Genomic DNA, 24,268 nt, shown 5'->3' with positions numbered 1-24,268 from the left:
AATTTCCTAGTTTTGCGCCACTCGGGGTGAAAAGGTGAGGCGCATCACATCACGCTGGCTTCACGCGGGGCCTGCGCATGTAAAAACGGCAGCAGTAGCAGGGCGGAAATTCCCGCCGCGATGGCGATCACCGCGAAGAAGCCACTCCAGTGCCAGATGTCGATGACCCGCGCCAGCGGCCAGCCGGAGAGCGATGCGCCGAGGTAGGCAAACAGCCCGACAAAGCCCGTCGCCGCGCCTGCCGCCTCCTTGTGCGAGCACTCCGCCGCCGCCATGCCGATGAGCATCTGCGGGCCAAACACGAAGAAGCCGATGGTGAAGAAGCACGCCGCCTGCATGACGTAGCTGGCGAACGGCATCAGCCACAGCGAGCCAACAGAGAGCAAAATCCCGGCGGCAAAAATCAGGTTCATCGGGCCGCGGTTGCCGTTGAACAGCTTATCCGAGCCCCAGCCCGCCACCAGCGCGCCGATAAACCCGCCCAGCTCGAACATTGTCACCGCCGAGTTGGCGGTCACCAGGTCCACGCCGAGCGTCTCGGACATGTACAGATTGCCCCAGTCGTTGATAGCCGCGCGCACCACGTAGACCAGCACGTAGCAGAGCGAGAGGAGCCAGATGTAGGGGTTTTTCAGCACGTATTTGGTGAGGATCTCCCTGCGGGTCAGCCCCGCGCCCTCCTGCTGCTGGGCGATCTCCATCTCGTCGTGCCGCCAGTCGCCCACCGGTGGAAGGCCGACGGTCTGCGGCCTGTCGCGCAGGCGCCAGCAGAGGAACAGCCCGGCGACAATCGCGAGGCCACCGGCTATCATCATCCCCGCGCGCCAGCCGTAGTGCAGCGCCGCGGCACCCACCACCATCGGGATCAGCGCCCCGCCGACGTTGTGCGCGGTGTTCCATATCGCCCACCAGCCGCCGCGTTCGTTGCGTGAGTACCAGGCGGTGAGCAGGCGGGCGCAGACCGGCGCACCCCAGCCCTGGAAGAAGGCGTTCAGCGCCCACAGCAGGGCAAAGGCCCACAGCGAGGTGGAGAAGCCAAACAGAATATTCACCACGCCGGTGGCGATCAGCCCAACGCCCATGAAATAACGGGCATTTGAGCGATCGCTGACGATGCCGGAGAAGAACTTTGACAGGCCGTAGGTGATGTAAAACAGCGTCGCCAGCAGGCCGATGTCGGTGCGCGTCATCACCCCGCTGGCGAGGATTTCCGGCGCGGCGGCGTTGAAGCTTTTGCGGGTGAAGTAGAACAGCGCGTAGCCGAGCCAGATAGTGATCAGGATATGACGACGCCAGTAGCGGTAGCGGGCGTCGATTTCCGCTTTGTTGCTTAACGGGGCGGCGCTGGCTGGGGTTTTAAACATGATGCGTCCTTAACGGCAGGCTGACGCTGACGCGCGTCCCGTGGGTACAGGAAAGGTTCAGCGTGCCGCCCAGCGCCTTGACGCGCTCGCGCATGCCCGCCAGGCCAAAGCCCTGCTGGCCGGAGCCCGGCGGCAGGCCGCAGCCGTCGTCTTCAATCACCAGCATCAGGCGCTCGTCCTGCTGCCAGCCCTGGATCGTGACCGCGCTGGCGCTGGCGTGCTTGACGATATTGTTCAGCCCTTCCTGACAGACGCGGAACAGCGTCACGCGCTGGCCTTCGCTCAGCGCAGGTTCGCTAATGCGCCAGTCGAGATGGCTGACAATGCCGCGGCTTTCCAGCTCCATCTCGCGCATCAGGGAGCGTACCGCCTGCTCCAGCGACAGGTCGTCAAGCTGGCGCGGCCGCAGCCTGCCGAGCAGGCGTCGCACCGAGTCATACACACCCAGTGAAAGCTGTTCGATATGCGCCCCGCCCTGCTTCACGCCTGCGTTTTCTGCCGCCAGGCGCTGAACAATGCCCGCCTGGGTGCGGATGGCGGTAATGGTCTGCCCGATGTCATCGTGCAGCTCGCGGGCCACCTCCTGCCGCACGCTCTCTTCCGTCTCCAGCAGGCGTTCAGCCAGACGCCGGTTGCGCGCCAGCTCGGTTTGCAGGGACTGATTCAGCTCGCGCAGGCGCTGAATGCCCGCCCCGAGCAGCAGCCCGGTCAGGCTCTGAGCCAGCAGCGAGAGCAGCAGATCCACCGGATGGTCGTGCCAGGTCTGGCTGGCGATCAGCGCGATGGCGTTCATCAGGGTGGCGATCAGCGCCCCCTGCCAGCCGTAGTGCCAGGCCAGGGCGATAATCGGCAGCGCCAGGCAAAACGGCGTAAAGCGTGAAAGCTCGGCAGGTAAACCGAGCTGAAGCCAGAGGCTCACCACGAACAGCAGCAGATACCAGATGAGATGCCTGGCGCGCCAGTTCACCGGTTGGGACACCAGCCCCGGACCAAGCGGCTGCCAGACGGTGCTGGTGAGGTAGTGCCAGATCACGAGGCAGGTGGGTGCCAGCGTCAGGCCGCCGGTGAGGGTCAGCAGCAGCGCGTTGAGCATCTCCTTGTCGCCAACCCACGGCAGGGACTGCAGCAGCGCGGCGGCAATCAGCGCCGCCCCCTGGCGCAGCAGCGTGCGCCAGTCGCGCTGGTGACGATAGCGGGAAATGAGCGCAACGGGGAGAAGCGTGAGCAGGCTTCCGGTCATCAATAAGGGCAGATGCGCGAGGGCCACTTCCTGCGCCAGCCAGACCAGCAGCAGCCACTCTGCGCCCAGCAACACGGGCCAGTAGCCGCGCGGGCACTGGAGCATTAACCCCAGACGCAGGCCGAAGGGGAACAGCAGCACCGCCAGCTCAGGACGTTCCACCAGATGCAGGCTGATGCTCCACAGGCAGAACCACGCGGCGGAGAAGATAAAAAAGCTGGCAACAACGGCGATCAGCCGCGAAAAGACGGGACTCATTGCCAGCTGTCGAACATGCGGCGCGCCAGCTCGACGTCGTTGCTGACGTTGAGTTTTTCCATCAGGTTGGCGCGATGGACGTGCACGGTCTTCGGCGACAGATCCAGCTCGGCGGCAATCTCTTTTACCGACATCCCCTGCGCGAGCTTCTCAGCCACCTGACGCTCGCGCCGGGTGAGCGGATCCTGTCGTCCGGCCGCCAGCTTGATGGCGATTTCCGGCGTCAGGTAGCAGCCGCCGGTGGAGACGGTGCGCACGGCGGCAATCAGCTCGTCCGGGCTGCAGCGTTTAGAGAGGAAGCCGCGTGCGCCCGCGTTGAGTGCCTGCTCGACCAGCGCCGGGCTGTCGTGGACCGAGAGCATAATGGTCGCCATTCCTTTCGGCAGCTGGCTTAACAGCTCCAGCCCGGAGAGATCCGGCATCGAAATGTCGCAGATACAGACCTGCACCCCGCGCCCCGGCAGGCCCGCCAGCGCCTCGCGACCGGAGCCAAACTCGGCCACGACCTGGAAATCCGGTTCGAGGTTGAGAAGCTGGGCAAAGCCAGAGCGGACGATAAGGTGGTCGTCGATAAGGGCGATGGTGGTCATGTGTGTTCCTGCGGTCTGAAAAAGCCGGATGGCGCTGCGCTTATCCGGCCTACAAGAGCGAAAGACGCTTACCTTAAGCGATCTATTCGAAGAACACCGCAATTTTGTTAAACATGGTGGGATCGGACTGGTTGCGCGCCACGTTGGTGACGTCCTCCAGCTTGTCGATCTGCGCCATCATCTGCTCCAGACGCTGGTCATCGTTGACCAGTAGCCAGATGCGGCTGTGCTCGCTGCCCTGAATCGGCAGACAGAGAATGCCTTCCACGTTAAACGCCCGGCGGGCAAACAGCCCGCAGACGTGGGTCATGACGCCAGGGTGGTTGCGGACGGTGAGTTCCAGAATGACGTTATCATGTTGTTTCTGCATGGCTTATTCTCCCACCATCTCAGTATTTGCCGCACCCGGCGGCACCATCGGATACACTTTTTGTTCAGGGTCGATACGCACGTGGATCAGCGCCGGTCCTGGGCGAGAAATCGCCGCCTGCAGCGCCGCGTGGGCATCCTCTTCCGCGTTCAGATCGCAGGTGTGCAGGCCAAAGCCGGCGGCAATCTGCATAAAGTTAATCATCCCCGGATAGGTCGCCGCAAACACGCCCTGCTTGTAGAACAGGCTCTGCTGCTGGTGCACCAGCCCCAGCGCCTCGTTGTTCATCAGGATGATTTTCACGTCTAACTGGTTTTCGGCCGCGGTCGCCATCTCCTGAATGTTCATCATCAGGCTGCCGTCACCGGAGAAGCAGATGACCTTGCGGTCCGGATTCGCCAGCGCCGCACCCACGGCGGCGGGCAGGCCAAAGCCCATGGTGCCGAGGCCGCCGGAGGTCAGCCACTGGCGCGGACGGTTCAGCGGGTAGGCCTGGGCGGTCCACATCTGGTGCTGGCCCACGTCGGTGGTGATAATCGCGCTGTCGTCCACGCAGGCGGCAACGGCGTTGATCAAGCCGTAGTGGCTCAGCGGGTCGCCTTCAGTTGGGATCGCGCCCGGGAACTCGCGCTGCAGATCGGCCACCAGCTGGCGCCAGTCGGCGCGATCGGTCGCCTCGGTTTGCGGGATCAGCTGCGCCAGCACTTCGGCTACGTCCCCCTGAATCGCCACGTGCGGCTGCTTGATTTTACCCAGCTCGGCGCGATCGATATCCACGTGAATGATTTTCGCGTTCGGGCAGAACTCCTCGGTTTTGCCAATCGCCCGGTCATCAAAACGCGCGCCCATCACAATCAGCAAATCCGCCTCTTGCAGGATGTAGTTGGTGCTGCGCGCGCCGTGCATGCCCAGCATCCCCAGGGACAGCGGGTGCGCTTTAGGCAGCATACCCAGCGCCATCAGGGTCATGGTGGTCGGCAGGTTGGCTTTTTCCGCAAACTGGCGGATTTCATCCGCGGCGTTAATCGCCCCGCCGCCCAGATACAGCACCGGACGTTTGGCGGCGTTAATCATGGCGGCGGCGTCGCGCACGCTCTCAGCGCTGAACTCCGGCGCGGGGGCACGCTCGCCCGGTTCCGGCAGCACGTCGATCTCGATCTCTGCGGTCTGGACATCCTTAGGAATGTCTATCCACACCGGGCCCGGGCGGCCGGACTGCGCAATGCGGAACGCATCGCTGATAACCTGAGGAAGCTCGGCGATGTCGCGAACTAAATAGTTATGTTTGGTGATGGGGATAGAGATGCCGTAGGTATCCACTTCCTGGAACGCATCGGTACCGATCATCGAGGACGGCACCTGGCCGGTAATGCAGATCAGCGGAATGGAGTCGAGGCGCGCGTCGGCGATGGCGGTGACCAGGTTGGTTGCGCCCGGGCCGCTGCAGGCCATGCAGACCGCCGGTTTACCCTGCGTGCGCGCCATGCCCTGAGCGATAAAGCCTGCCCCCTGCTCGTGGCGCGCCAGCACGTGGCGGATCTGCGTGCTTTGGCTTAACGCATCGTACAGCGGCAGCACCGTGCCGCCGGGGATGCCCGCAACCGTGGTGATGCCCTGTCGCTCCAGCAGATGAACGATCAGCTGCGCGCCGGTAAAACGCGTCTTGGTGGATGTTGTGCCCGAACTTGCCATGCTCCAGTCCTTTTCTTCTGAGCCGACTTTCCGGGGAGGGTCCTAAACGAAAAACCCCGCCCGGTTTGCGCCGGCGGGGTTTTGGATTCGTGTGTTGATCCAGTCCCTACGGCGCATTGCCGACGACCACCACCACACGCACGACGACCACTGCGGCTGGTTGCGCAGTTTTTAGTAGGGTCGAAGTGAAGATGGATGAAGTCATTGGGGACCTGTGTTTGGAATCATTGATGGAATTTATACAAACACAGGTTTTCGGGCGTGACAATGGAAATATTTTCATCTGCGCAAAAATGCGTCAGGGATCACGTTTCGTTTGTTGGGGGATGAAAACAAAAAACCCCGCCGAAGCGAGGTTTTTATCAGGGTCTTGCGGTTGGTCGCCGCAGAACACACTGTGTTACGTCAACGCAAAAAGTATACGCGATCGAAGACGAACGCGCAATTCCGGCACGGATTTTGACGTTTTTGAGTATGGATCGCGTTCCAGATTTTGTCCACAAAATACTGTTCATACGCACAGTATTTATCTATACTGAGGGTGTTCGCAGTGAGCGAGGGGGCCGCAGTTCTACCGGCGCAACGAAGTCCTGGCTGAAACGGGTGGTGCCGTCAGTGCCTTAACCCCTGAAGTGAGCACACTGTGTTACGTCAATCCAGGTGCTGGCAACAGGCGGCGGAAAGGTACGCCAGCATCGTGCTCCTTTTAACCAAAAGGAGACGCGTATGAGCGTAGTGGATATGGTGATACTTATCCTCAAACTCATTGTTGCAGTACTGCAACTGCTTGATGCTGTCCTGAAATTCGTTCGGTAATTCAGGTTCAAGTCGCACCTGAGAGGGGCGGGCAACCGCCCCTCTTTAATAACGAGGGAATGCTATGTCGCGTCTGTTAATTGAGCCTGTCACGCCCGACGAGCCGGGGTATATCGCCCTGAAGGCGGAAAGTATCGCACTGAATTTCAACATGCTGCGCAGGCTGGAAGAGAGCTGGCAGCGGGGTGAGAACCGCTTTAACGCGCCGGGTGAAAAGCTGCTGGGGGCGTTTCTCAACGGCAAGCTGGTGGGCGTATGCGGTCTGAATCGCGATCCGTTCAGCCAGCAGCCGCGCGCCGGGCGTATTCGCCATCTCTACGTCAGCGAGAAGTGCCGCGGGCTGGGGATTGGCAAGCAGCTTTTGACCGTGGTGATGGCCGATGCCAGCATCTGGTTCGATTTCCTCAATACCCATGCGCCGGACGCTGCCTACGGGTTTTATCGCCAGGCAGGGTTTACGCTGGTCTCGGACGAACCGCGGGTGACGCACCGCCTTTTTTGTGCGGTGTAACCGGCTGGCAGCTTCAGAGCGTGAATGTTACAGTTGAGTGACAATTCACCACCCGACACGCCATGACCCTCACCGTATTCTGTATTTTGCTGTTTGCCGCCCTGCTGCATGCCAGCTGGAATGCCATCGTTAAAGCCGGAACGGACAAGCTCTATTCCGCGATTAGCGTCAGCGGCTCCGCCACGCTGATTGCCCTGGTGCTGCTCCCCTTCTCTCCACAGCCCTCTGCCGCAAGCTGGCCGTTTTTGATCGTCTCCTGCGCCTTACAGGTGGTCTACACCGTGCTGGTCGCGAAGACCTATCAGGTTTCCGATATGAGCCAGACCTACCCGCTGATGCGCGGCACCGCCCCGCTGCTGGTGGCGCTGATCAGCGTGCTGGTGCTCGGCGATCGTCTCTCCTGGCTCGCCTGGTCCGGCATCGGGGTAATTTGCCTGTCGATTCTGGCGATGGCAATGAACGGGCGCATGAAGTCACGCAAGGGGATCTGGCTGGCGCTGCTGAACGCCTGCTTTATTGCGGGATATACGCTGGTGGACGGCACCGGCGTGCGGCTGTCGGAGACCGCGCTGGGCTATACGCTGTGGACCTTCTTTATGAACGGCTTCTGCCTGCTCGGCTGGGCGATGGTGGCACGTCGGCGCGAGGCGTCCGGCTACCTGCGTCTGCACTGGAAAAAGGGGCTGCTTGGCGGGGTGGGGACCATGGGCTCTTACGGTCTGGCGCTGTGGGCGATGACGCAGGCGCCGCTGGCGGTGGTCGCGGCGCTGCGTGAAACCTCCATACTCTTTGGCGCGCTGATCGCTTTTTTGCTTTTAAAAGAGAAGGTTGCGGGCCTGCGCATTGCAGCAGCGCTGGGTATCGCCGGCGGCGCCATTCTGCTGCGCCTGGCGTAAAGCACTGGCAACATTAGTTGCCGTTATTGTTTACAAATCCTGCCTTTACCGGTTTTTCCATTCACCGCGACAATGCTTAAATTGTCATCTCTCTGTGGTAGATTCCTCGCGCATTTATGGGAATGCGCAGTCACTTATTCTTCATTTTTCTCTTTTGGCAAAAGTATTCAGCGACATGAAAAAGCAACGGAACGTTAACTTATTGTTGATGCTGGTGTTACTGGTGGCCGTCGGTCAGATGGCGCAAACCATCTACATTCCGGCGATTGCCGACATGGCAAAGGAATTGAACGTCCGCGAGGGCGCGGTACAGAGCGTAATGGCGGCCTACCTGCTGACCTATGGCGTTTCGCAGCTCTTCTACGGCCCGCTCTCTGACCGCGTCGGGCGTCGCCCGGTGATCCTGGTGGGCATGAGTATTTTCATGGTGGCGACGGTAATTGCCATTACCACCCATAGCCTGACCGTACTGATTGCCGCCAGCGCCCTGCAGGGCGTGGGGACCGGCGTCGGCGGGGTGATGGCGCGAACCTTACCGCGCGATATGTATCAGGGCACCCAGCTCCGTCATGCCAACAGTCTGTTGAATATGGGGATTCTGGTCAGCCCGCTGCTGGCCCCGCTGATCGGCGGCCTGCTGGACACGATGTGGTCCTGGCGCGCCTGCTACGCCTTCCTGCTGGTGCTGTGCATCATTGTCACCTTCAGCATGGCGCGCTGGATGCCGGAAACGCGTCCGCAGGACGCGCCGCGCACGAAACTGCTCGCCAGCTATAAAACGCTGTTCGGCAACGGCGCGTTTACCTGCTACCTGCTGATGCTGATTGGCGGCCTGGCGGGCATCGCGGTGTTCGAAGCCTGCTCCGGCGTGCTGCTGGGCGCGGGGCTGGGCCTGAGCAGCATGGTGGTGAGCATTCTGTTTATTCTGCCGATCCCGGCGGCGTTCTTCGGCGCGTGGTTTGCCGGACGACCAAACAAGCGCTTCTCCACCCTGATGTGGCAGTCGGTGATCAGCTGTCTGCTGGCGGGTCTGATGATGTGGATCCCGGGGCTGTTTGGCGTGATGACCGTCTGGACGCTGCTCATCCCGGCGGCGCTGTTCTTCTTCGGCGCGGGGATGCTGTTCCCGCTCGCCACCAGCGGCGCGATGGAGCCGTTCCCGTTCCTTGCAGGTACGGCGGGCGCGCTGGTGGGCGGTTTGCAGAACATCGGTTCCGGCGCGCTGGCCTGGCTCTCGGCGATGATGCCGCAGACCGGGCAGGCTAGTTTGGGCCTGCTGATGACGCTGATGGGGCTGCTGATTTTACTGTGCTGGCTGCCGCTGGCGTCGCGTGTCCCGCATCACGAGCAGCCGGTTTAACCGCATGATGGCCCGGCTTCTCGCCGGGCTTTTCACAGACGGGCGCAATCATCGCCTGCAATAACGGCTCTGGCGCTGGCCGCCAGGCGCCCTCTTCACCGTCGTAAAACTGGAAATCCGCGTTAAGCGCATACGGGATTTTGGCCTTTTGCAGCTCGCAGGCCATAAAGGTGGCGAACGCGACTTGCGAGGCGGTTGGCGTAAAGCGGCTTGATTCTCCCACGCCCCAGCCCCCGACCCAGCTAACGTGCCCGGTTTTTTGCTGCCAGTGCAGCGCGGCATTGATGCGGTTACGGATGGCCGATTTCTCTGCCGCCGTGCCGGACGTCCACGGGTATTTGCCGCCATTTTTCAGCGGCCCCCACGGGAAAATATGCCACTCCGCCAGCAGATAGGTTTGGCTGTGCGCGGGCAGCTTCAGGCTGGATAACTCCTCCGGCGCGGCACGCAGGCGTGGCGCAATGAAGATCATGCGCTGCGGGTCGATGTCGTGGATCGCTTTGATGGTTTTTTCATAGACACGGTTTAGCGACGCCAGATTGTGGTTAAGCTTGTCGGCAGGCTCATAAATGAGATCAAAACCCAGCAGCGGGTAGCTTTGACCGAAATAGTGCGCCACGGCAATCCACCAGTTGACCGTCTCTTTCTCGTTATCGGCTTTCGGGTCGTTTTTATATTCATCAGCCTGATACGCGACTATCGGGATCACGCCATACTGCTCACAGGCTTCTACCAGCTTGCGCAGGTGGATCAGCCGCGCTTCCGTCGGCTCGTCGGCGACGCGGATGCGCACGTGGGTAATGCCTTTAGCCCGAAAATCGCGGACCACCAGCGGATCGAATTCGCGTATGCCGCGCTCGGTGCGCGCCCAGTCCACATCCATCCCGACGCCAAGCTGCTGCGCATAACGGGCAGCCGTCAGCGGCGGCTCAGCGGCAATGGCCCAGCCGGAAGAGATCAGTAACGCGGTCGCTATAAGAGGCTTTAACACGGTTTACCCTGGATAAATCGAAAGCATTACCTGTATTTAGCATGCTTTTTCACATTTGGTGTAGCGCGAAAGCGTAATAATTCTTCAACCTGCCAGTTCTCTCAGCCAGCCGATAAAGGCGTCTATTTTCGGCCACTGTCGGCCCGAAAGCGTCGAAACATAGTAGTGCTGATGGCATTTCAGGGTCTTGTCACCAAACGGGGCGATCAGTTCGCCCCGTTCAAGCCGTTTTTGCACCAGCCGCTTTCTCCCCATCGCGACGCCGACGTGGTTGATGGCCGCAATAATCGCTAAGTCGGAACGATCGAAACCAATACCCGACGATGGCGGCATATTCACCGCAAAGTGCTGCGCCCAGGTCAGCCACTCATCCGTACCGGAATCATTGCTCCAGGCCTGACGGTCGTGCAGCAGCGTGCAGTGGCTAAGGTTATCGGGGTTTTTCAGCAGCTCATGCTCGCGGGCATACTGTGGCGAGCAGACGGGCAAAATCTCTTCGTCCATCAGGAAGTGATGAGACAGATGGTTGGGCGGCGTATCGTCGAAATAGAGCGCCAGATCGACACCCGTTCGCTGCATATTGACGTAATCATTGCCGGTCAGGACGGTGAGTGATATTGACGGATAGCGGCGGGTAAAGTCGCCCAGCATGGGTACCAGCCAGCACTGAGCGATCGACGGCCGGGAGTAGACCGTCAGCGTGCCGGACAGCGCCTGGTTTTTGATGTCCAGGATCTCCTGATTCAGGGTGTCGAGGGACGATTTTAGCGTCCAGTAAACGCGCTTTCCCTCCTGCGTCAGCTCGACTTTACGGTGCGAACGGACAAACAGCTGAATACCCAGCTCCTCTTCCAGCAGGTTGATGCGGTGGCTCACCGCGCTGGGGCTGAGCGACAGCTCCTCCGCCGCCAGCGCGAAGGATTCATGCCGGGCCGCCACTTCAAAGGTGTACATTTTCGACAGCTGCCAGCCGTTGAGCAGCCGGTTTCTGGCTTCATTTGCATCGGTCATCACAATTCTCACGCGTGGTTTCTGCGCTCATCATACTGTTTAAGGGTGAATTTATGTGAACCTAATGCGGATCAAGTGCGTTTTTTAGAGCGCAGTCACTCAGTTGATTCAATCTGGCTCACCTGAACGCCAATTTATATCGTTTGTCAGCCCACGCCGCTTTTTCGTCCAATACCCCCAGATGACATAAGGGTGAGGTGAGATATGGGATCTCAGGTCTGGGTTGTGGCAACGCTGCTGGTCAGCATTGTGTTGATTGTTTTAACCATCGTAAAACTGAAGTTTCACCCGTTCCTCGCGCTGCTGCTGGCGAGCTTTTTCGTCGGGGCAATGATGGGAATGAGCCCGCTGGATATGGTAAACGCCATTGAGAGCGGGATTGGCGGTACGCTGGGCTTCCTGGCGGCGGTGATTGGTCTGGGCACCATTCTCGGCAAGATGATGGAGGTTTCCGGCGCGGCAGAGCGCATCGGGATTACGTTGCAGCGCTGCCGCTGGCTGTCAGCAGACGTGATTATGGTGCTGGTGGGCCTGATCTGCGGGATCACGCTGTTCGTGGAAGTGGGCGTGGTCCTGCTGATCCCGCTGGCGTTTTCCATCGCCAAAAAGACCCACACGTCGCTGCTCAAGCTGGCCATTCCGCTCTGTACCGCGCTGATGGCGGTGCACTGCGTGGTGCCGCCGCATCCGGCCGCGCTGTTTGTGACCAATAAATTAGGGGCGGACGTTGGGACGGTAATCGTCTACGGCCTGCTGGTGGGCCTGATGGCCTCTCTGGTCGGCGGCCCGCTGTTCCTGAAGCTGCTCGGCAATCGTCTGCCGTTTAAACCGGTTCCGGCGGAATTTTCAGACCTGAAGGTGCGGGAGGAGCATACCCTGCCGTCGCTGGGCGCCACGCTGTTTACGGTGCTGCTGCCGATTGCCCTGATGCTGGTGAAGACCATCGCTGAACTGAATATGGCAAAAGACGGCACGCTGTATACGCTGCTGGAGTTTATCGGCAACCCCATCACCGCCATGTTTATCGCCGTGTTTGTCGCCTACTACCTGCTGGGCATCCGCCAGCATATGGGCATGGGCGCGATGCTGACCCATACGGAGCACGGCTTTGGCTCTATCGCCAACATTTTGCTGATTATCGGCGCGGGCGGCGCGTTCAACGCCATTCTGAAAACCAGCGGACTGGCGGACTCGCTGGCGCAAATTCTCTCGAACCTGCACATGCACCCTATCCTGCTCGCCTGGCTGGTGGCGCTGGTGCTGCATGCCGCCGTAGGCTCCGCCACGGTCGCGATGATGGGCGCCACGGCCATCGTCGCGCCGATGCTGCCGCTCTACCCGAACGTCAGCCCGGAGATCATCACCATTGCCATCGGTTCCGGCGCCATTGGCTGCACGATCGTGACCGATTCCCTCTTCTGGCTGGTGAAGCAATACTGCGGCGCGACCCTGAATGAGACCTTCAAATACTATACGACGGCGACGTTTATCGCCTCGGTGCTTGCACTTGGCGGCACATTCCTGCTTTCTTTCATTATCTGAGCGCGAAGAGACGTATTATGGAAAACGCAACTATCACCACTTTAACCGCACAGTTTCCTCTGGTTGAGGATCTGATTGCCCTGAAAGAAACCGCCTGGCTTAACCCGAACACCACCACGCTTGAAGAAGGGCTGCCCTATGTCGGGCTGACCAAAGCCGACGTGGACGATGCCCATGCGCGCCTCAAACGCTTCGCGCCATATCTGGCGAAAGCCTTCCCGGAGACGGCCGCAACGGGTGGGATTATTGAATCCGAACTGGTCGCCATCCCGGCAATGCGGGCGCGGCTGGAGAAAGAATCTGGCAAATCCATTCCCGGCACGCTGCTGCTGAAAAAAGACAGCCATTTGCCAATCTCCGGCTCGATTAAAGCGCGCGGCGGTATCTATGAGGTGCTGACCCACGCGGAAAAACTGGCGCTGGACGCCGGGTTGCTGAGCGTTGAAGACGACTACAGCATCCTGCTGGAGCCGCGCTTTAAGGACTTCTTCAGCCAGTACAGCATTGCGGTAGGCTCAACCGGCAACCTGGGGATGTCCATCGGCATCATGAGCGCCCGCATCGGCTTTAAGGTGACGGTACATATGTCCGCCGACGCCCGCGAGTGGAAAAAAGCCAAACTGCGCAGCCACGGCGTCATCGTCGTGGAATATGAGCAGGATTACGGCGTGGCGGTGGAGCAGGGACGCAAAGCGGCGGAAAGCGATCCGAACTGCTTCTTCATTGACGATGAAAACTCCCGCACCCTGTTCCTGGGCTACGCGGTGGCGGGCGAGCGCCTGAAAGCACAGTTTGCCGCTCAGGGCCGCGTGGTGGATGCCGATCATCCGCTGTACGTCTACCTGCCGTGCGGCGTCGGCGGCGGCCCTGGCGGCGTGGCGTTTGGCCTGAAGCTGGCCTTTGGCGATAACGTTCACTGCTTCTTCGCAGAGCCAACGCACTCCCCGTGCATGCTGCTGGGCGTTTACACCGGCCTGCACGATGAGATCGCGGTGCAGGACCTGGGCATTGATAACGTGACGGCGGCGGACGGTCTGGCGGTAGGACGCGCGTCCGGCTTCGTGGGCCGCGCGATGGAGCGCCTGCTCGACGGGTTTTATACGCTTTCCGACCAGAGCATGTACGATATGCTCGGCTGGCTGGCGCAGGAGGAAGGCATTCGTCTGGAACCGTCCGCGCTGGCGGGCATGGCCGGACCGCTGCGCGTGCCTTCAGATGCCAGCGTTACCCACCTGGTGTGGGCGACCGGCGGCGGCATGGTGCCGGAAGACGAGATGGCGAAGTATCTGGCTAAAGGGCAGTAATTCTGCCGGGTGGCGGCTGCGCCTTACCCGGCCTACGGTTCGCGGCAGTTGTAGGCCCGGTAAGGCGTAGCCGCCACCGGGCTTTAAAAGCTCACAATTTGCTGAATGTGAGTCACTGCGAAGAGTAAAGACAGCGACAGCACGGCCAGGGCGATGAGGAACTTATCCCGCACCGCCTTCGGCTGCACAAAGTCGTCCTGCGCTACGTCCATCAGGTTACGGCTGCGGGTATAGCGCCATAAAACGATTGCCACCAGCGCCAGCACAACAAGCGAGATCCAGAACGGCACCCCGGTGCGGTGCCAGTTGTGCTTAATCGCCAGGGCGATCAGCGCGCCATACCCCAGCAGCGTGCGCAGCCAGGCGAGTGACGTCCGCTCCGGCTGCAGGCCGGGGTCCGCTTCGCGTCGCGCTTTGCGACTATCCGCCATAGAACACCAGCACCATCACCACGCCCGCCACCGCCAGCAAAATCGCGCTGATGATGAGTAACCCGCGCGTATAGGGCAGATCCTGCTTCAGACGCATCGCCTTCTCATTGCGCAGCCAGCGCAGGTAGCCGTAAATCGCCAGCACGCCCGCGAACAGGCACAGCAGCAGCGCCAGCACCTCGCGAATCAGCGGGGTGGCGAAATCAGGCGCGAGCTGGTCGAGCCCCACCCCGGCGGCAAGAAACCCCAGCGCGGTGCGGATCCACGCTAAAAACGTGCGTTCATTAGCCAGCGAGAAGCGGTAGTCCGGCGCTTCGCCGAGGCGGGAAATTTTCATGAAGGTTCCTTGTCGAGCTACGGGCAGGCTTCAGCATAGCGTAAATCAACAAGGACAAGGAGACCGGCATCGGGCGATGCCGGTCAGGACGATCAGTGCAGCGCTGGCCAGTAATCCTTGTTCGCCTCGATCAGGTCATCCAGAATCGCTTTCGCGACGGAGGCGCTCGGCACGGTTTTCGACAGGGTGATCGCCTGCCAGAGCTTCTGGTACGAGCGCTGCTCCCAGGCATCCACCACCAGTTTTTCCACCGCCACCTGCTGGCTCATCAGCCCTTTCTGGAAGTGTGGAATATCGCCCACCGTGAGCGGCTCCGGTCCGTTATGGCCTACCAGGCACGGGATCTCCACCATCGCGTCGGCGTCAAAATTATGGATGGCCCCGTTGTTGGGCACAATCAGCAGCATGCGTTCCTGGGTATTAAAGGCAATCGCGGTTGCCAGATCGACGATGTACGACGCGTGTTCGTCGATTTCCAGCTCACCGGCGGAGGATTTGCCCGCCTCGATAATCGCCCGGCATGAACTGAATACATGCATCTCACGGTGGTCCATGACCTCATTGGCGCGGGTGCGTTCCGGGTTGGAATGCGCGACCACGTAGTCCGGGAACAGATAATACTTCAGGTAGGTGTTCGGCATGGTGTCCGGATCCAGCGCCTGCACGTCTTTGGCTTTGGCGAAGGTATCGTTCCAGCTCGCTTCGGTGTGCGCATCGTCAGAAGGTGGAACATAGCCGTATTTCGCCACGTATTCGCGCAGCTTCGGCATCAGATCGTTACCTTTCAGGTCTTCAATCGACGTCCACCAGCCGAAGTGGTTCAGGCCGTAGTAGCGCACGCGCATCTCTTTGCGGTCCTTCAGGCCGACAATTTGCGCCATGCGCCCTTCAATGCCGATCGGCATATCGCAGATGTTGAGAATTTTGGCGTTCGGACGCAGGCGGCGCGTGGCCTCCGCAACAATCGCCGCCGGGTTGGAGTAGTTCAGCATCCACGCGTTCGGGGAGTACTGCTCCATGTAATCCACCAGCTCCAGCACGCCGCCGATAGAGCGCATGCCGTAGGCGATCCCGCCCGGGCCGCAGGTTTCCTGGCCCAGCACGCCGTGGCGCAGCGGGATTTTTTCATCCTTTTCACGCATCGGGTATTTGCCCACGCGGATATGCGCCATCACGAAATCGACATCGCTAAACGCCGCTTTCGGGTCGGTGGTATAGCTGAATTCAATCTCCGGGGCCTGCTCCTTAAGGATGATTTTGCACGCTTCGGCGATGGTTTCCTGACGCGCGCCGTCGTTGTCATAGAACTTCAGGGCGCGCAGCGGGAAACGGTCACGGTTGGCTAACAGCATCAGGACGATACCAGGCGTGAAGGTGCTGCCGCCGCCTGCAATGACAACTGAGAATTTTTTCATGATATAGCCTCTGTCAGGGTGGTTTGTTCATTCGTTAAGGGGGTTTTCATCAGCGATTCCAGCTGGTCGCGCACCTGAGGAACGTGCAGACCGACAATCACCTGAATGCCGTTGCCGCGTCGCACCACGCCGTGGGCGCCGAGGGCTTTGAAGACGTCATCGCTTTGCGTTTTCGCCATATCGACCAGGGCGATGCGCAGGCGGGTGGCGCAGTTGTTGATGCTGTCGATGTTGGCCGCGCCGCCCAGCGCCTGCAGGAACCCGGCTGCCTGCCCGACCTGCTGGCTGGCCGCGGCCGGAGCGGTGGTTTGCCCGCGTGCCGCCTTATAGTCGGCCTTGCTGTAGAGCTTGATTTCGCTCTCTTCCCGGCCCGGGGTTTTCAGGTTCAGACGCGCAATCAGCGTTTTGAAGACCACGAAGTAAACTCCGGTAAAGCAGACGCCAATGCCGATCTGGGTGAACACCGTCGAGGCGTGGTTGTGGAACATCGGGATCCAGTTTTGCGGCAGGAACTGGTCCAGCAGGCCGCCGCCCATGTTCCCGACCACGCCGAAGGTGTACATCACCGTTGCCATGGTGGCCGCCAGCACGGCGTGAACGGCAAACAGCAGCGGCGAGATAAACAGGAAGGTAAATTCGAGCGGTTCGGTAATACCCACCAGCACCGCGGTAAGCGTGGCCGGGACCAGCAGCCCCGCGACCTTGACGCGGTTTTCCGGCGACGCGGTGTACCAGATCGCCAGCGCAATCCCGACCGAGCCAAACACTTTGGAGTTGCCGTGCAGCGCGAACCCGCCCTCCGGGAAGAGGGTTTTCAGCGGCAGGGTGCTCTGACTGAATTCCTGCAGGTGCTGCGCCCAGTAGACCTGAATCCCCCCTTCCACCGCCGCCGGGCCAAAGATGAACGGACCGTAGACGAAGTGGTGCAATCCGGTTGGGATCAGAATGCGTTCCAGGAAGGTATAGACCCATACGCCCAGCGCACCGGCAGAACGCAGGAACGCCTGCAGGGACTCAATGCCCATCTGCACTTTCGGCCAGCCCAGCAGCGTCAGCCAGGCGCAGGGGATCATGACGAAGAACGCGAGGATAACGACAAACGAGCTGCCCTGGAAAATCCCCAGAAACACCGGCAGCGGCTTGTCAAAATAGCGGTTGTGGATGGCGGTGACGATGCCTGAAATCACGATGGCACCGATGATGCTGGTATCGAGCGTTTTAATCCCGGCAATCATCGCCAGCCCGCTTCCCGCCGTCGGTTCGGCGGAGAAGTCGACGCCGAAGAAGTGGCCCCAGGTCATTCCCATCGCGTTGATGAAGTAGTTCCAGGTCAGGAAGCTAATCAGTACTGCCAGACAGGCGCGGCCCTGGGCCTGCTTCGCCAGGCCAATCGGCAGGCCGACGGCAAAAATCAGCGGCATATTGCGGAACACCGCCCAGCCGCCCTCTTCAATAATGTGAACAATCTGCGCGAAAAGATGATCGGGGGCCGTTAAGGCTTCGCCGACAAACAGCGGGTTGCGAAGCATGATGGCGATTCCCACCACGATCCCGGCGAACGGAAACAGCAACACCGGGGTAAACATGGCACCGCCAAAACGTTGTATTTGACTGAGCATTTTTAAATCCTCATGAAACAACCTGTAGGGGTAGAGGCCTTTATGGTTTTTTGCTGGCCTGAGGTGAGCATAAGAACTTACTGATGCGCGAACATGGCGTGCCGCTGCGATTCGTGATCGCATTCATGGTTTTATTTTGACCAATCAGGTCTACTTTTTACGGTAAATATGGACATGTCAGGACGCCATCCACGCCCTGATAAGGGCAGAGAGGTCTACTGGTGATCTACAAATCCATTGCTGACAGATTGCGGCTGCGGCTGAATTCATCGGACTACAACATCGGCAGTCCGCTGCCGGGCGAGAAAGCGCTGGCGCAGGAGTTTGGCGTGGCGCGAATGACCATCCGCAAGGCGCTGGATCTGCTGGTGAGCTGGGGGCTGGTTGAACGGCGGCACGGCAGCGGCACGTTTGTGTCACGCAAAGACGTTCACCACGAAACCACCAACCTGACCGGGCTGGTGGAGGTGCTGCGTCAGCAGGGAAAAGAGGTGCAGAGCAAGGTGCTGCAGTTTGAAGTGATGCCCGCCCCGCCCGCCATCGCCAGCCAGCTGCGAATTCAGGTGGATGAGCGGATCTACTTTTCCCGGCGGGTGCGCTACGTGGACGGAAAACCGCTGATGCTGGAGGACAGCTTTATGCCGGTGAAGCTGTTTCGCAATCTGTCGCTGGCGCATCTTGAAGGGTCAAAGTTTGATTACATCGAGAAGGAGTGCGGGATCACCATCAGCGGCAACTACGAGAGCCTGACGCCGGTGCTGGCCGATAAGCAGCTGGCCGGTTATATGAACCTGCCGGAACAGACGCCGCTGCTGCGTATCACCTCCCTTTCCTACAGCGACAGCGGCGAGTTCCTCAACTATTCCGTGATGTTCCGAAATACCAGTGATTACCAGGTGGACTACCATCTGCGGCGCATCCACCCGGAAGATTTACTAGCTCATCCCCCAGAACAGCACCGCCAGTAGCTGCGGGGTGATGATGCGCAGGAACATCACCAGCGGGTAGACGGTGGCATAGGAGAGCGCGGCCGCGCCGCTGGTGGTGTGCAGGTTATTGGCAAAGGCCAGCGCGGGCGGATCGGTCATGGAGCCCGCCAGCATGCCGCACAGCGTCAGGTAGTTCATTTTGGCGAACATCCGCGCCAGTATGCCCACCGTCAGCAGCGGGATCGCCGTGATAAAGATGCCGTAGCCGACCCAGCTCATCCCTTCGCCCTTGATCAGCGTATCGACGAAATCCCCGCCGGACTTCAGCCCGACCACCGCCAGGAACAGCACGATGCCCAGCTCGCGCAGCGCCAGGTTGGCACTCGGCGGCATAAACCAGTAGAGCTTACCGATGCAGCCGATACGCCCGAGGATCAGCGCCATAATCAGCGGCCCGCCCGCCAGGCCCAGCTTGAGCGCCACCGGGAAGCCCGGCACGTACACAGGAATAGAACCGAGCAGCACGCCAAGCCCGATACCGATGAATACCGGCAGCATCTGCACCTGCTGCAGTTTCTGCTGGGCGTTACCCACCATATCCGCGACGGCGTCGATGGAAGACGGGCGCCCAACCAGGTTGAGGATATCCCCGAACTGCAGGCTGGCCTCCGGGCTGGCGACCAGCTCGACACCCGCACGGTTAAGGCGGGAGATCACGACGTCATAACGCTCTTTTACCTGCAGATCGCGTATTTTTTTGCCAAGGACGTGCTCGTTGGTTACCACAACGCGTTCCACCCGCATATCGGTGCCGCGCGTTGAGAGCGAGGTATCCACTTCCTGACCAATCACCAGACGGGCATTGTTCAAATCTCCAGGCTGGCCCACCAGGTGCAGCAGATCGCCTTGCTGAATAATGGTGCCGGGGGCAGGCACCATCAGCATATCGTCGCGCTTAAGGCGGGAGCAGATAATATTGGCGCTGTTCAGAATCGGCACGTCCTGAATCGCCATATTGTTCAGGTTGGGGTTATCGACCCGAATGTTGATGGTTTTGATCGGCATATGGCCGTTGGTGAGCGTGGTTTCGTGGTCCTTCGCCTCTTTATCGACGTTAATGCGAAACAGGACGCGGACCAGCCACATGGAGAGCAGAATGCCGCAAATACCAAACGGATAGGCCATGGCGTAGCTCATCCCCATCTGGTCGACGATGCCGGATTCGATGCCCAAATCGCGCAGGATTTGCTGCCCCGCGCCGAGCGCGGGCGTGTTGGTGACGGCCCCGGAGAAAATGCCCAACACCACGGGCAGCGGGATAGCAAAGATTTTATGCAGAATGGCGGTGACCAGCCCGCCCATCACCACAATGCCGAGAGCAAACAGGTTGAGCCGCAATCCGGAGACCCGAAGTGAGGCGAAAAAACCCGGCCCCACCTGAATCCCGATGGTATAAACGAACAGGATCAGGCCGAACTCCTGGGTAAAGTGGAGCATTTCGGCGCTCAGCACCAGCCCGAGCTGGTCGGCAAAGTGGCCAACAAAAATGCCGCCAAACAGCACCCCGCCAATCCCAAACCCGACGCCGCGGATTTTGATATTCCCTATCCACAGGCCAACAACAGCGACCAGGGCCAACACGCTGACGGTTAACGCGATATCACTCATGATCCACTTCCTTGGCATAACCTTACTTATGCTAAGGATTCTCTCAGAGCCGTGGGCGGTTGTATGGGCGATGGCGCACAAAAAAGCCCTGCCGGGGCAGGGCCTTGTGCGGTCTGTGAGCAGTGTCGGGTGGCGGCTGCGCCTTACCCGACCTACAGGTTCGGCGGGCTTGTTAACTATTCAACGCCGGCCGGTCGCTAATGGCGATACGCTGCGGCGCGATGGCTTCCGGTACGTTACGGGTCAGGTCAATATGCAGCAGCCCGTTGGTAAACGTTGCGCCGGAGACGTCCATATGGTCTGCCAGGGTAAAGCTCAGGCTAAACGGCTGATTAACCAGCCCTTGATGTAGCCATTTGGTCTCGGTCTCTTGTTTCTCCGGCGTACCTTTCACGGTCAGACGCGTGCCTTCGAGCTGAATATCCAGATCCTCCTGACGGAAGCCAGCCAGCGCCAGGGTGATGCGATAGTGGTTATCGTCGCTTTTTTCGATGTTGTACGGCGGAAACGTCTGTTGCTCGGCGGTGTTTTGCAGGGCATTAGCCAGTTTGTCAAAACCAATCCACTGACGAAGTAAGGGGGATAAATCGTAGTTACGCATACAAAATCTCCTTCTGAGAAGCGAGTTCGGCACAGTTTAATTTTGTGCGCAGTTGTTCCTGCAAATCCTGATGGATTCGCATATGCTCCCGTTACGGCAAGCAGGTCTGGGTGGGCCGCTCGCGCGACCCGCATAATTAGTTAATTTCGATACGACGCGGTTTTTTCTCTTCCGGAATCACACGTTCCAGTTCGATAAACAGCAGGCCGTTGACCAGGTTTGCACCTTTCACATGAATGTTCTCAGCTAACTGGAACTTGCGTTCAAAGTTGCGCTCAGCGATGCCCTGGTAAAGGTAGGTACGTTCTTTCTGCTCGGCCGTATGGGAACCTTTCACCACCAGCAGGTTGTCCTGGGCGGTGATCTCCAGTTCATTTTCTGCAAAACCGGCGACGGCAATGGCGATGCGGTAGTGGTTTTCGTCAACCAGCTCAACATTGTATGGAGGGTAACCGTTGCTCTGGCTTTGGTTATTTTCTAAATGGTTAAACAGGCGGTCAAAACCAATTGCAGAACGGTACAGCGGAGAAAGATCGAAGTTACGCATAAATAAAACTCCTGAAATCAGCGAGAAAAGTAAGCCTTCCACCATGGACAGGCCTTTACGCCCCCCGAACACCCATCAGGCGAGTTCGTTATCGGGTCGTATTCTTAAAATGGGTCTGCAACCGGGCTTTTCAAGCATGACAACTGCACTTTTTTTTGCACTTTCCTGCATCTCGCATAGACTGGGACAACAGCACAAAGGGTTAAATTGCGATGGCTGCCACAGTGCGGGGTTATCGGGCTATCCATTTTGGATAAGGCTCGCTATAACCCTGAGTTGCAGGTCTATGCAGTGCCATTAACGATGACTGAGTGATGATGAAAAATGTTCTGATAAAGCTGACGACGTTCAGCGGGGTAGTTTTACTTTGCGGGTGTTCGAGCGTGATGTCTCACACCGGCGGTAAAGAAGGAACATATCCGGGGACGCGCGCCAGCGCGGCGATGATCTCCGATGACGATACAAACTGGGGCACCAAATCCCTGGTTATCCTGGATATGCCGTTTACGGCTGTGGCGGACACGCTTCTGCTGCCGTGGGATTTATTCCGTAAGGACGACTCCGTGCGCTCACGGGTAGAGAAAAGCGAGCAGGAAAATCTGGCGACAAACGCCGTCATTCCGCCCGCAGAGATGCCGCCGCGCTAGTTCTGCGCGGTTTCCGCTAACCAGAGCTGACGGAAACCGTCCGTCTCTTCCATCCACGCAATAAAGCGCCCGTCCGGGGAAAATACGACGGCATCCGCAGACGGCGGATTGCCGTGATCGGACGTCAAAAACGTCACCTGTCCGGTCTGCGCGTCACAGCAGGCGATCCGGTTTTCGAGCACAAACCCCAGCCGGTCACCCGCCGGATGCCAGTTAAACGCAGACTGAATATCGCTCCCGTTACGCGTCAGCTGGCGCGGCTCGCCGCCATCAGGTGAGATCAGCCACAGCTGCACAATGCCGTTATCGTCGCGCATCAGAAACGCGACCTGTGTCCCCTCCGGGTTGCTGCGAACCCAGTGACGCGGCACGTTCACCAGGCCCGGATAGGCCCTTTGATGCGTAAAGGTCAAACGACGCTGCTTCACCCCAGCAGGCGGGGCTGGCAGGGTCTCTGCGGTGCCCTGAAGCGGCGCATCGCCCGCGCGTTTCCAGCTCTGTTCATCTTCTGGCAGGTTAACAATAAACAGTTCAGGCACTTTCTCGCCTGTTGCAGACAGGGTATCGCCGATAAACGCCAGCCTGGTGTTGCCCACCCAGCCCTCTTCGTAGGCGCGGTTAATCTCGTCACTGCCCGGCTGCGGGTTGGGCGTCGTGCGGCTGACCAGCACGCTCCAGTAAGTCCCCGGGTATTCACGAGGATGGTTTCCCGGCGGATTCACCGGGCCATAAGGCGCCGCCACGCCGACGTTGCGTAAATCAAGCTTCGCATCGCGCACGTGCAGCACGTGGTCGTTATAGGTAAAGCTGACAAGCTGGCCGTTCGGGCTGAAGACATGGACGTGGCTGCCGCCGCGCAGCGCGCCCGGGGTGAACGGTGAAGTGATATCCATTGCGTCCAGGTTGCTCACCTGCCCGTGATGCGCAATTACCCCCTGGCGATGATGAAAATCATAGTGCCAGTCCGCATCCGGGTTTTTCGGGCCGTGGATAAAGACGTATTTCTCCTGCGCGGGATGAACGGTCACCACGCCAACGTGCGCGCCGTCAGTAGCGCGATAAATCACCTCGACCTCGCCCGTAACAACATTAACCCGCTCGATGGTTTCACCGGTGAACGATGCACCTGACGGGCGCACGTCATAGACCAGCCACTGGCTGTCCGGCGTCCAGGTATTGATGTTAGTAAGCTGGTGGTTGCGGGAAGCGAAGGTGATTTGTTTCATGAGGATACCCTGATGCGCGGTTTTCGCATCAGGGTATCGCAAGCGGGTGTTTAGTTCAGCACAAACTTCTCAATGGCGTAAGCCACGCCGTCTTCGAGGTTGGATTTGGTGACAAAATTAGCCACTTCTTTCACCGACGGAATAGCGTTATCCATCGCTACGCCCATGCCCGCGAATTCAATCATCGCGATGTCGTTTTCCTGATCGCCCAGCGCCATGATTTCGTCCGGCTTGATGCCCAGCGCGTCGGCCAGCGATTTCACGCCAGTGCCTTTATTGACGCGTTTATCGAGGATTTCAAGGAAGTACGGCGCACTTTTCAGCACGGTGTATTTCTCTTTCACTTCGGCCGGAATGCGCGCAATCGCTTTATCCAGGATCTCCGGCTCGTCGATCATCATCACTTTCAGGAACTGGGTGGCCGGATCCATCTTCTCGGCTTCACAGAACACCAGCGGAATGGTCGCCACGTAGGATTCATGTACCGTGTAGTAGCTGATATCACGGTTGGCGGTGTAAAGCGTATTGCGATCGAGAGCGTGGAAGTGGGAACCCACCTCACGGGACAGTTTTTCCAGGAACCGGTAGTCATCGTAGCTTAGCGCGGTTTGCGCAACCGTACTGCCATCTGCGGCTTTCTGCACCAGCGCGCCGTTATAGGTAATGCAGTAGTCGCCGGGCTGATTCATGTGCAGCTCTTTCAGGTAGCTGTGCACGCCCGCATACGGACGCCCCGTGGTGAGGACCACATTCACGCCCTTTGCGCGTGCCGCGGCGATCGCGTTCTTAACGGCTGGAGAGATAGTGTGGTCTGGCAGCAACAGCGTGCCGTCCATATCGATTGCAATAAGTTTGATAGCCATGAGTTCCCCGGGATAAATGAGTGCTGCCTCATGCTAACGC

Annotated in this window: 25 protein-coding genes and 1 other annotated feature; of the genes, 8 read left to right on the top strand and 17 right to left on the bottom strand. The window is 59.4% G+C overall.

What is annotated here, in order from left to right; genetic code table 11:
• Positions 1–44: 44 nt before the first annotated feature.
• The 6 genes from LLF79_RS15995 to ivbL form a co-directional block, all read right to left on the bottom strand.
• A complete protein-coding gene (locus LLF79_RS15995) occupies positions 45–1,364 on the bottom strand; it encodes an MFS transporter (protein ID WP_227879861.1) in 1,320 nt (439 codons plus the stop codon).
• Positions 1,357–2,862 (bottom strand): signal transduction histidine-protein kinase/phosphatase UhpB, encoded by a 1,506-nt coding sequence (uhpB, locus tag LLF79_RS15990; RefSeq protein ID WP_227879859.1) that lies wholly within the window; start codon positions 2,860–2,862, stop codon positions 1,357–1,359. The genes LLF79_RS15995 and uhpB overlap by 8 nt, the downstream gene beginning before the upstream one ends.
• Positions 2,859–3,452 carry a transcriptional regulator UhpA gene (gene uhpA, locus LLF79_RS15985; RefSeq protein WP_021242693.1) on the bottom strand — a complete coding sequence of 198 codons (594 nt, stop codon included), beginning with the start codon at positions 3,450–3,452 and terminating at the stop codon, positions 2,859–2,861. The genes uhpB and uhpA overlap by 4 nt, the downstream gene beginning before the upstream one ends.
• Positions 3,453–3,534: 82 nt before the next feature.
• Positions 3,535–3,822: an acetolactate synthase small subunit gene (ilvN, locus tag LLF79_RS15980; protein WP_008500144.1), complete on the bottom strand. Its 288-nt coding sequence runs from the start codon at positions 3,820–3,822 to the stop codon at positions 3,535–3,537.
• Positions 3,823–3,825: 3 nt separating this feature from the next.
• Positions 3,826–5,514, bottom strand: a complete 1,689-nt coding sequence (gene ilvB, locus LLF79_RS15975; RefSeq protein ID WP_094944762.1) for an acetolactate synthase large subunit — start codon at positions 5,512–5,514, stop codon at positions 3,826–3,828.
• Positions 5,515–5,620: 106 nt separating this feature from the next.
• Entirely contained in the window at positions 5,621–5,719 is a 99-nt protein-coding gene (gene ivbL, locus LLF79_RS15970; RefSeq protein ID WP_057979964.1) for an ilvB operon leader peptide IvbL, read from the bottom strand.
• A gap of 521 nt (positions 5,720–6,240) precedes the next feature.
• Here ivbL and tisB point away from each other — a divergent pair.
• The 4 genes from tisB (at position 6,241) to emrD (ending at position 9,097) form a co-directional block, all read left to right on the top strand.
• Entirely contained in the window at positions 6,241–6,330 is a 90-nt protein-coding gene (tisB, locus tag LLF79_RS27075) for a type I toxin-antitoxin system toxin TisB (RefSeq protein ID WP_008500146.1), read from the top strand.
• A gap of 64 nt (positions 6,331–6,394) precedes the next feature.
• Positions 6,395–6,841 (top strand): GNAT family N-acetyltransferase, encoded by a 447-nt coding sequence (locus tag LLF79_RS15960; RefSeq protein ID WP_021242692.1) that lies wholly within the window; start codon positions 6,395–6,397, stop codon positions 6,839–6,841.
• A 62-nt stretch (positions 6,842–6,903) separates the two neighbouring features.
• Positions 6,904–7,737: an EamA family transporter gene (locus LLF79_RS15955; protein WP_021242691.1), complete on the top strand. Its 834-nt coding sequence runs from the start codon at positions 6,904–6,906 to the stop codon at positions 7,735–7,737.
• Between the two features lie 175 nt (positions 7,738–7,912).
• Positions 7,913–9,097, top strand: a complete 1,185-nt coding sequence (gene emrD, locus LLF79_RS15950) for a multidrug efflux MFS transporter EmrD (RefSeq protein WP_045353354.1) — start codon at positions 7,913–7,915, stop codon at positions 9,095–9,097.
• Here the strand turns inward: emrD and LLF79_RS15945 are convergent.
• Both LLF79_RS15945 and dsdC read right to left on the bottom strand, forming a co-directional pair.
• Entirely contained in the window at positions 9,000–10,088 is a 1,089-nt protein-coding gene (locus tag LLF79_RS15945; RefSeq protein ID WP_227879858.1) for a cellulase family glycosylhydrolase, read from the bottom strand. The two genes, emrD and LLF79_RS15945, sit on opposite strands and share 98 nt — an antisense overlap.
• Positions 10,089–10,172: 84 nt before the next feature.
• A complete protein-coding gene (dsdC, locus tag LLF79_RS15940) occupies positions 10,173–11,099 on the bottom strand; it encodes a DNA-binding transcriptional regulator DsdC (RefSeq protein WP_032654322.1) in 927 nt (308 codons plus the stop codon).
• Between the two features lie 204 nt (positions 11,100–11,303).
• On the opposite strand from dsdC, the gene dsdX reads away from it, so the two are divergent.
• The gene (dsdX, locus tag LLF79_RS15935) at positions 11,304–12,641 is read left to right on the top strand and encodes a D-serine transporter DsdX (protein ID WP_025910722.1); all 1,338 of its coding nucleotides are present in this window, start codon (positions 11,304–11,306) and stop codon (positions 12,639–12,641) included.
• 17 nt (positions 12,642–12,658) lie between these two features.
• Positions 12,659–13,945: a D-serine ammonia-lyase gene (dsdA, locus tag LLF79_RS15930; protein WP_177316953.1), complete on the top strand. Its 1,287-nt coding sequence runs from the start codon at positions 12,659–12,661 to the stop codon at positions 13,943–13,945.
• Positions 13,946–14,028: 83 nt separating this feature from the next.
• Here the strand turns inward: dsdA and LLF79_RS15925 are convergent, their stop codons facing one another.
• The 4 genes from LLF79_RS15925 to LLF79_RS15910 form a co-directional block, all read right to left on the bottom strand.
• Positions 14,029–14,376 carry a DUF202 domain-containing protein gene (locus tag LLF79_RS15925; RefSeq protein WP_021242685.1) on the bottom strand — a complete coding sequence of 116 codons (348 nt, stop codon included), beginning with the start codon at positions 14,374–14,376 and terminating at the stop codon, positions 14,029–14,031.
• Positions 14,366–14,713: a YidH family protein gene (locus tag LLF79_RS15920; RefSeq protein WP_024907384.1), complete on the bottom strand. Its 348-nt coding sequence runs from the start codon at positions 14,711–14,713 to the stop codon at positions 14,366–14,368. The genes LLF79_RS15925 and LLF79_RS15920 overlap by 11 nt, the downstream gene beginning before the upstream one ends.
• A gap of 92 nt (positions 14,714–14,805) precedes the next feature.
• Positions 14,806–16,128: a 6-phospho-alpha-glucosidase gene (locus LLF79_RS15915; RefSeq protein ID WP_227879856.1), complete on the bottom strand. Its 1,323-nt coding sequence runs from the start codon at positions 16,126–16,128 to the stop codon at positions 14,806–14,808.
• Complete coding sequence (locus LLF79_RS15910) at positions 16,125–17,747, bottom strand: alpha-glucoside-specific PTS transporter subunit IIBC (protein WP_063453319.1); 1,623 nt, start codon at positions 17,745–17,747, stop codon at positions 16,125–16,127. Before LLF79_RS15910 ends, LLF79_RS15915 begins: the two co-directional genes overlap by 4 nt.
• 221 nt (positions 17,748–17,968) lie before the next feature.
• Between LLF79_RS15910 and LLF79_RS15905 the strand changes: the two genes are divergently transcribed.
• Positions 17,969–18,715 (top strand): GntR family transcriptional regulator, encoded by a 747-nt coding sequence (locus LLF79_RS15905; RefSeq protein ID WP_008500159.1) that lies wholly within the window; start codon positions 17,969–17,971, stop codon positions 18,713–18,715.
• Here LLF79_RS15905 and LLF79_RS15900 read toward each other — a convergent pair.
• From LLF79_RS15900 to ibpA, 3 genes are all read right to left on the bottom strand, one after another.
• Positions 18,683–20,344: a putative transporter gene (locus tag LLF79_RS15900; RefSeq protein ID WP_227879855.1), complete on the bottom strand. Its 1,662-nt coding sequence runs from the start codon at positions 20,342–20,344 to the stop codon at positions 18,683–18,685. The two genes, LLF79_RS15905 and LLF79_RS15900, sit on opposite strands and share 33 nt — an antisense overlap.
• A 172-nt stretch (positions 20,345–20,516) precedes the next feature.
• Positions 20,517–20,945, bottom strand: a complete 429-nt coding sequence (gene ibpB / locus LLF79_RS15895) for a small heat shock chaperone IbpB (protein WP_008500161.1) — start codon at positions 20,943–20,945, stop codon at positions 20,517–20,519.
• A gap of 136 nt (positions 20,946–21,081) precedes the next feature.
• The gene (gene ibpA, locus LLF79_RS15890) at positions 21,082–21,492 is read right to left on the bottom strand and encodes a small heat shock chaperone IbpA (RefSeq protein WP_008500162.1); all 411 of its coding nucleotides are present in this window, start codon (positions 21,490–21,492) and stop codon (positions 21,082–21,084) included.
• Positions 21,486–21,557 (bottom strand) — a sequence feature (ROSE (Repression Of Heat Shock gene Expression) occurs in the 5'-region of heat shock genes and acts as an RNA thermometer to modulate expression.). (Overlaps the previous gene by 7 nt.)
• A 249-nt stretch (positions 21,558–21,806) precedes the next feature.
• On the opposite strand from ibpA, the gene LLF79_RS15885 reads away from it, so the two are divergent.
• On the top strand, positions 21,807–22,139 hold the full coding sequence (locus LLF79_RS15885; protein WP_021242679.1) for a YceK/YidQ family lipoprotein: 333 nt from the start codon (positions 21,807–21,809) through the stop codon (positions 22,137–22,139).
• Here the strand turns inward: LLF79_RS15885 and LLF79_RS15880 are convergent.
• Positions 22,136–23,365: a DUF3748 domain-containing protein gene (locus LLF79_RS15880; RefSeq protein WP_227879854.1), complete on the bottom strand. Its 1,230-nt coding sequence runs from the start codon at positions 23,363–23,365 to the stop codon at positions 22,136–22,138. The genes LLF79_RS15885 and LLF79_RS15880 overlap by 4 nt on opposite strands.
• A gap of 50 nt (positions 23,366–23,415) precedes the next feature.
• Entirely contained in the window at positions 23,416–24,228 is an 813-nt protein-coding gene (yidA, locus tag LLF79_RS15875) for a sugar-phosphatase (RefSeq protein WP_008500165.1), read from the bottom strand.
• Positions 24,229–24,268: the final 40 nt, after the last annotated feature.

The organism is Enterobacter cloacae complex sp. 2021EL-01169, from assembly GCF_020733125.1.
Lineage (GTDB): Bacteria > Pseudomonadota > Gammaproteobacteria > Enterobacterales > Enterobacteriaceae > Enterobacter > Enterobacter roggenkampii.
Note: the sequence above shows the minus strand (reverse complement) of the source record. Positions and strands in the feature narration are given on the sequence as shown.

Excerpts from the sequence above, each read along its gene's own strand:
- LLF79_RS15995 (WP_227879861.1), bottom strand. The coding sequence starts at position 1,364 with ATGTTTAAAACCCCAGCCAGCGCCGCCCCGTTAAGCAACAAAGCGGAA.
- uhpB (WP_227879859.1), bottom strand. The coding sequence starts at position 2,862 with ATGAGTCCCGTCTTTTCGCGGCTGATCGCCGTTGTTGCCAGCTTTTTT.
- uhpA (WP_021242693.1), bottom strand. The coding sequence starts at position 3,452 with ATGACCACCATCGCCCTTATCGACGACCACCTTATCGTCCGCTCTGGC.
- ilvN (WP_008500144.1), bottom strand. The coding sequence starts at position 3,822 with ATGCAGAAACAACATGATAACGTCATTCTGGAACTCACCGTCCGCAAC.
- ilvB (WP_094944762.1), bottom strand. The coding sequence starts at position 5,514 with ATGGCAAGTTCGGGCACAACATCCACCAAGACGCGTTTTACCGGCGCG.
- ivbL (WP_057979964.1), bottom strand. The coding sequence starts at position 5,719 with ATGACTTCATCCATCTTCACTTCGACCCTACTAAAAACTGCGCAACCA.
- tisB (WP_008500146.1), top strand. The coding sequence starts at position 6,241 with ATGAGCGTAGTGGATATGGTGATACTTATCCTCAAACTCATTGTTGCA.
- LLF79_RS15960 (WP_021242692.1), top strand. The coding sequence starts at position 6,395 with ATGTCGCGTCTGTTAATTGAGCCTGTCACGCCCGACGAGCCGGGGTAT.
- LLF79_RS15955 (WP_021242691.1), top strand. The coding sequence starts at position 6,904 with ATGACCCTCACCGTATTCTGTATTTTGCTGTTTGCCGCCCTGCTGCAT.
- emrD (WP_045353354.1), top strand. The coding sequence starts at position 7,913 with ATGAAAAAGCAACGGAACGTTAACTTATTGTTGATGCTGGTGTTACTG.
- dsdC (WP_032654322.1), bottom strand. The coding sequence starts at position 11,099 with ATGACCGATGCAAATGAAGCCAGAAACCGGCTGCTCAACGGCTGGCAG.
- dsdX (WP_025910722.1), top strand. The coding sequence starts at position 11,304 with ATGGGATCTCAGGTCTGGGTTGTGGCAACGCTGCTGGTCAGCATTGTG.
- dsdA (WP_177316953.1), top strand. The coding sequence starts at position 12,659 with ATGGAAAACGCAACTATCACCACTTTAACCGCACAGTTTCCTCTGGTT.
- LLF79_RS15925 (WP_021242685.1), bottom strand. The coding sequence starts at position 14,376 with ATGGCGGATAGTCGCAAAGCGCGACGCGAAGCGGACCCCGGCCTGCAG.
- LLF79_RS15920 (WP_024907384.1), bottom strand. The coding sequence starts at position 14,713 with ATGAAAATTTCCCGCCTCGGCGAAGCGCCGGACTACCGCTTCTCGCTG.
- LLF79_RS15915 (WP_227879856.1), bottom strand. The coding sequence starts at position 16,128 with ATGAAAAAATTCTCAGTTGTCATTGCAGGCGGCGGCAGCACCTTCACG.
- LLF79_RS15910 (WP_063453319.1), bottom strand. The coding sequence starts at position 17,747 with ATGCTCAGTCAAATACAACGTTTTGGCGGTGCCATGTTTACCCCGGTG.
- LLF79_RS15900 (WP_227879855.1), bottom strand. The coding sequence starts at position 20,344 with ATGAGTGATATCGCGTTAACCGTCAGCGTGTTGGCCCTGGTCGCTGTT.
- ibpB (WP_008500161.1), bottom strand. The coding sequence starts at position 20,945 with ATGCGTAACTACGATTTATCCCCCTTACTTCGTCAGTGGATTGGTTTT.
- ibpA (WP_008500162.1), bottom strand. The coding sequence starts at position 21,492 with ATGCGTAACTTCGATCTTTCTCCGCTGTACCGTTCTGCAATTGGTTTT.
- LLF79_RS15885 (WP_021242679.1), top strand. The coding sequence starts at position 21,807 with ATGATGAAAAATGTTCTGATAAAGCTGACGACGTTCAGCGGGGTAGTT.
- LLF79_RS15880 (WP_227879854.1), bottom strand. The coding sequence starts at position 23,365 with ATGAAACAAATCACCTTCGCTTCCCGCAACCACCAGCTTACTAACATC.
- yidA (WP_008500165.1), bottom strand. The coding sequence starts at position 24,228 with ATGGCTATCAAACTTATTGCAATCGATATGGACGGCACGCTGTTGCTG.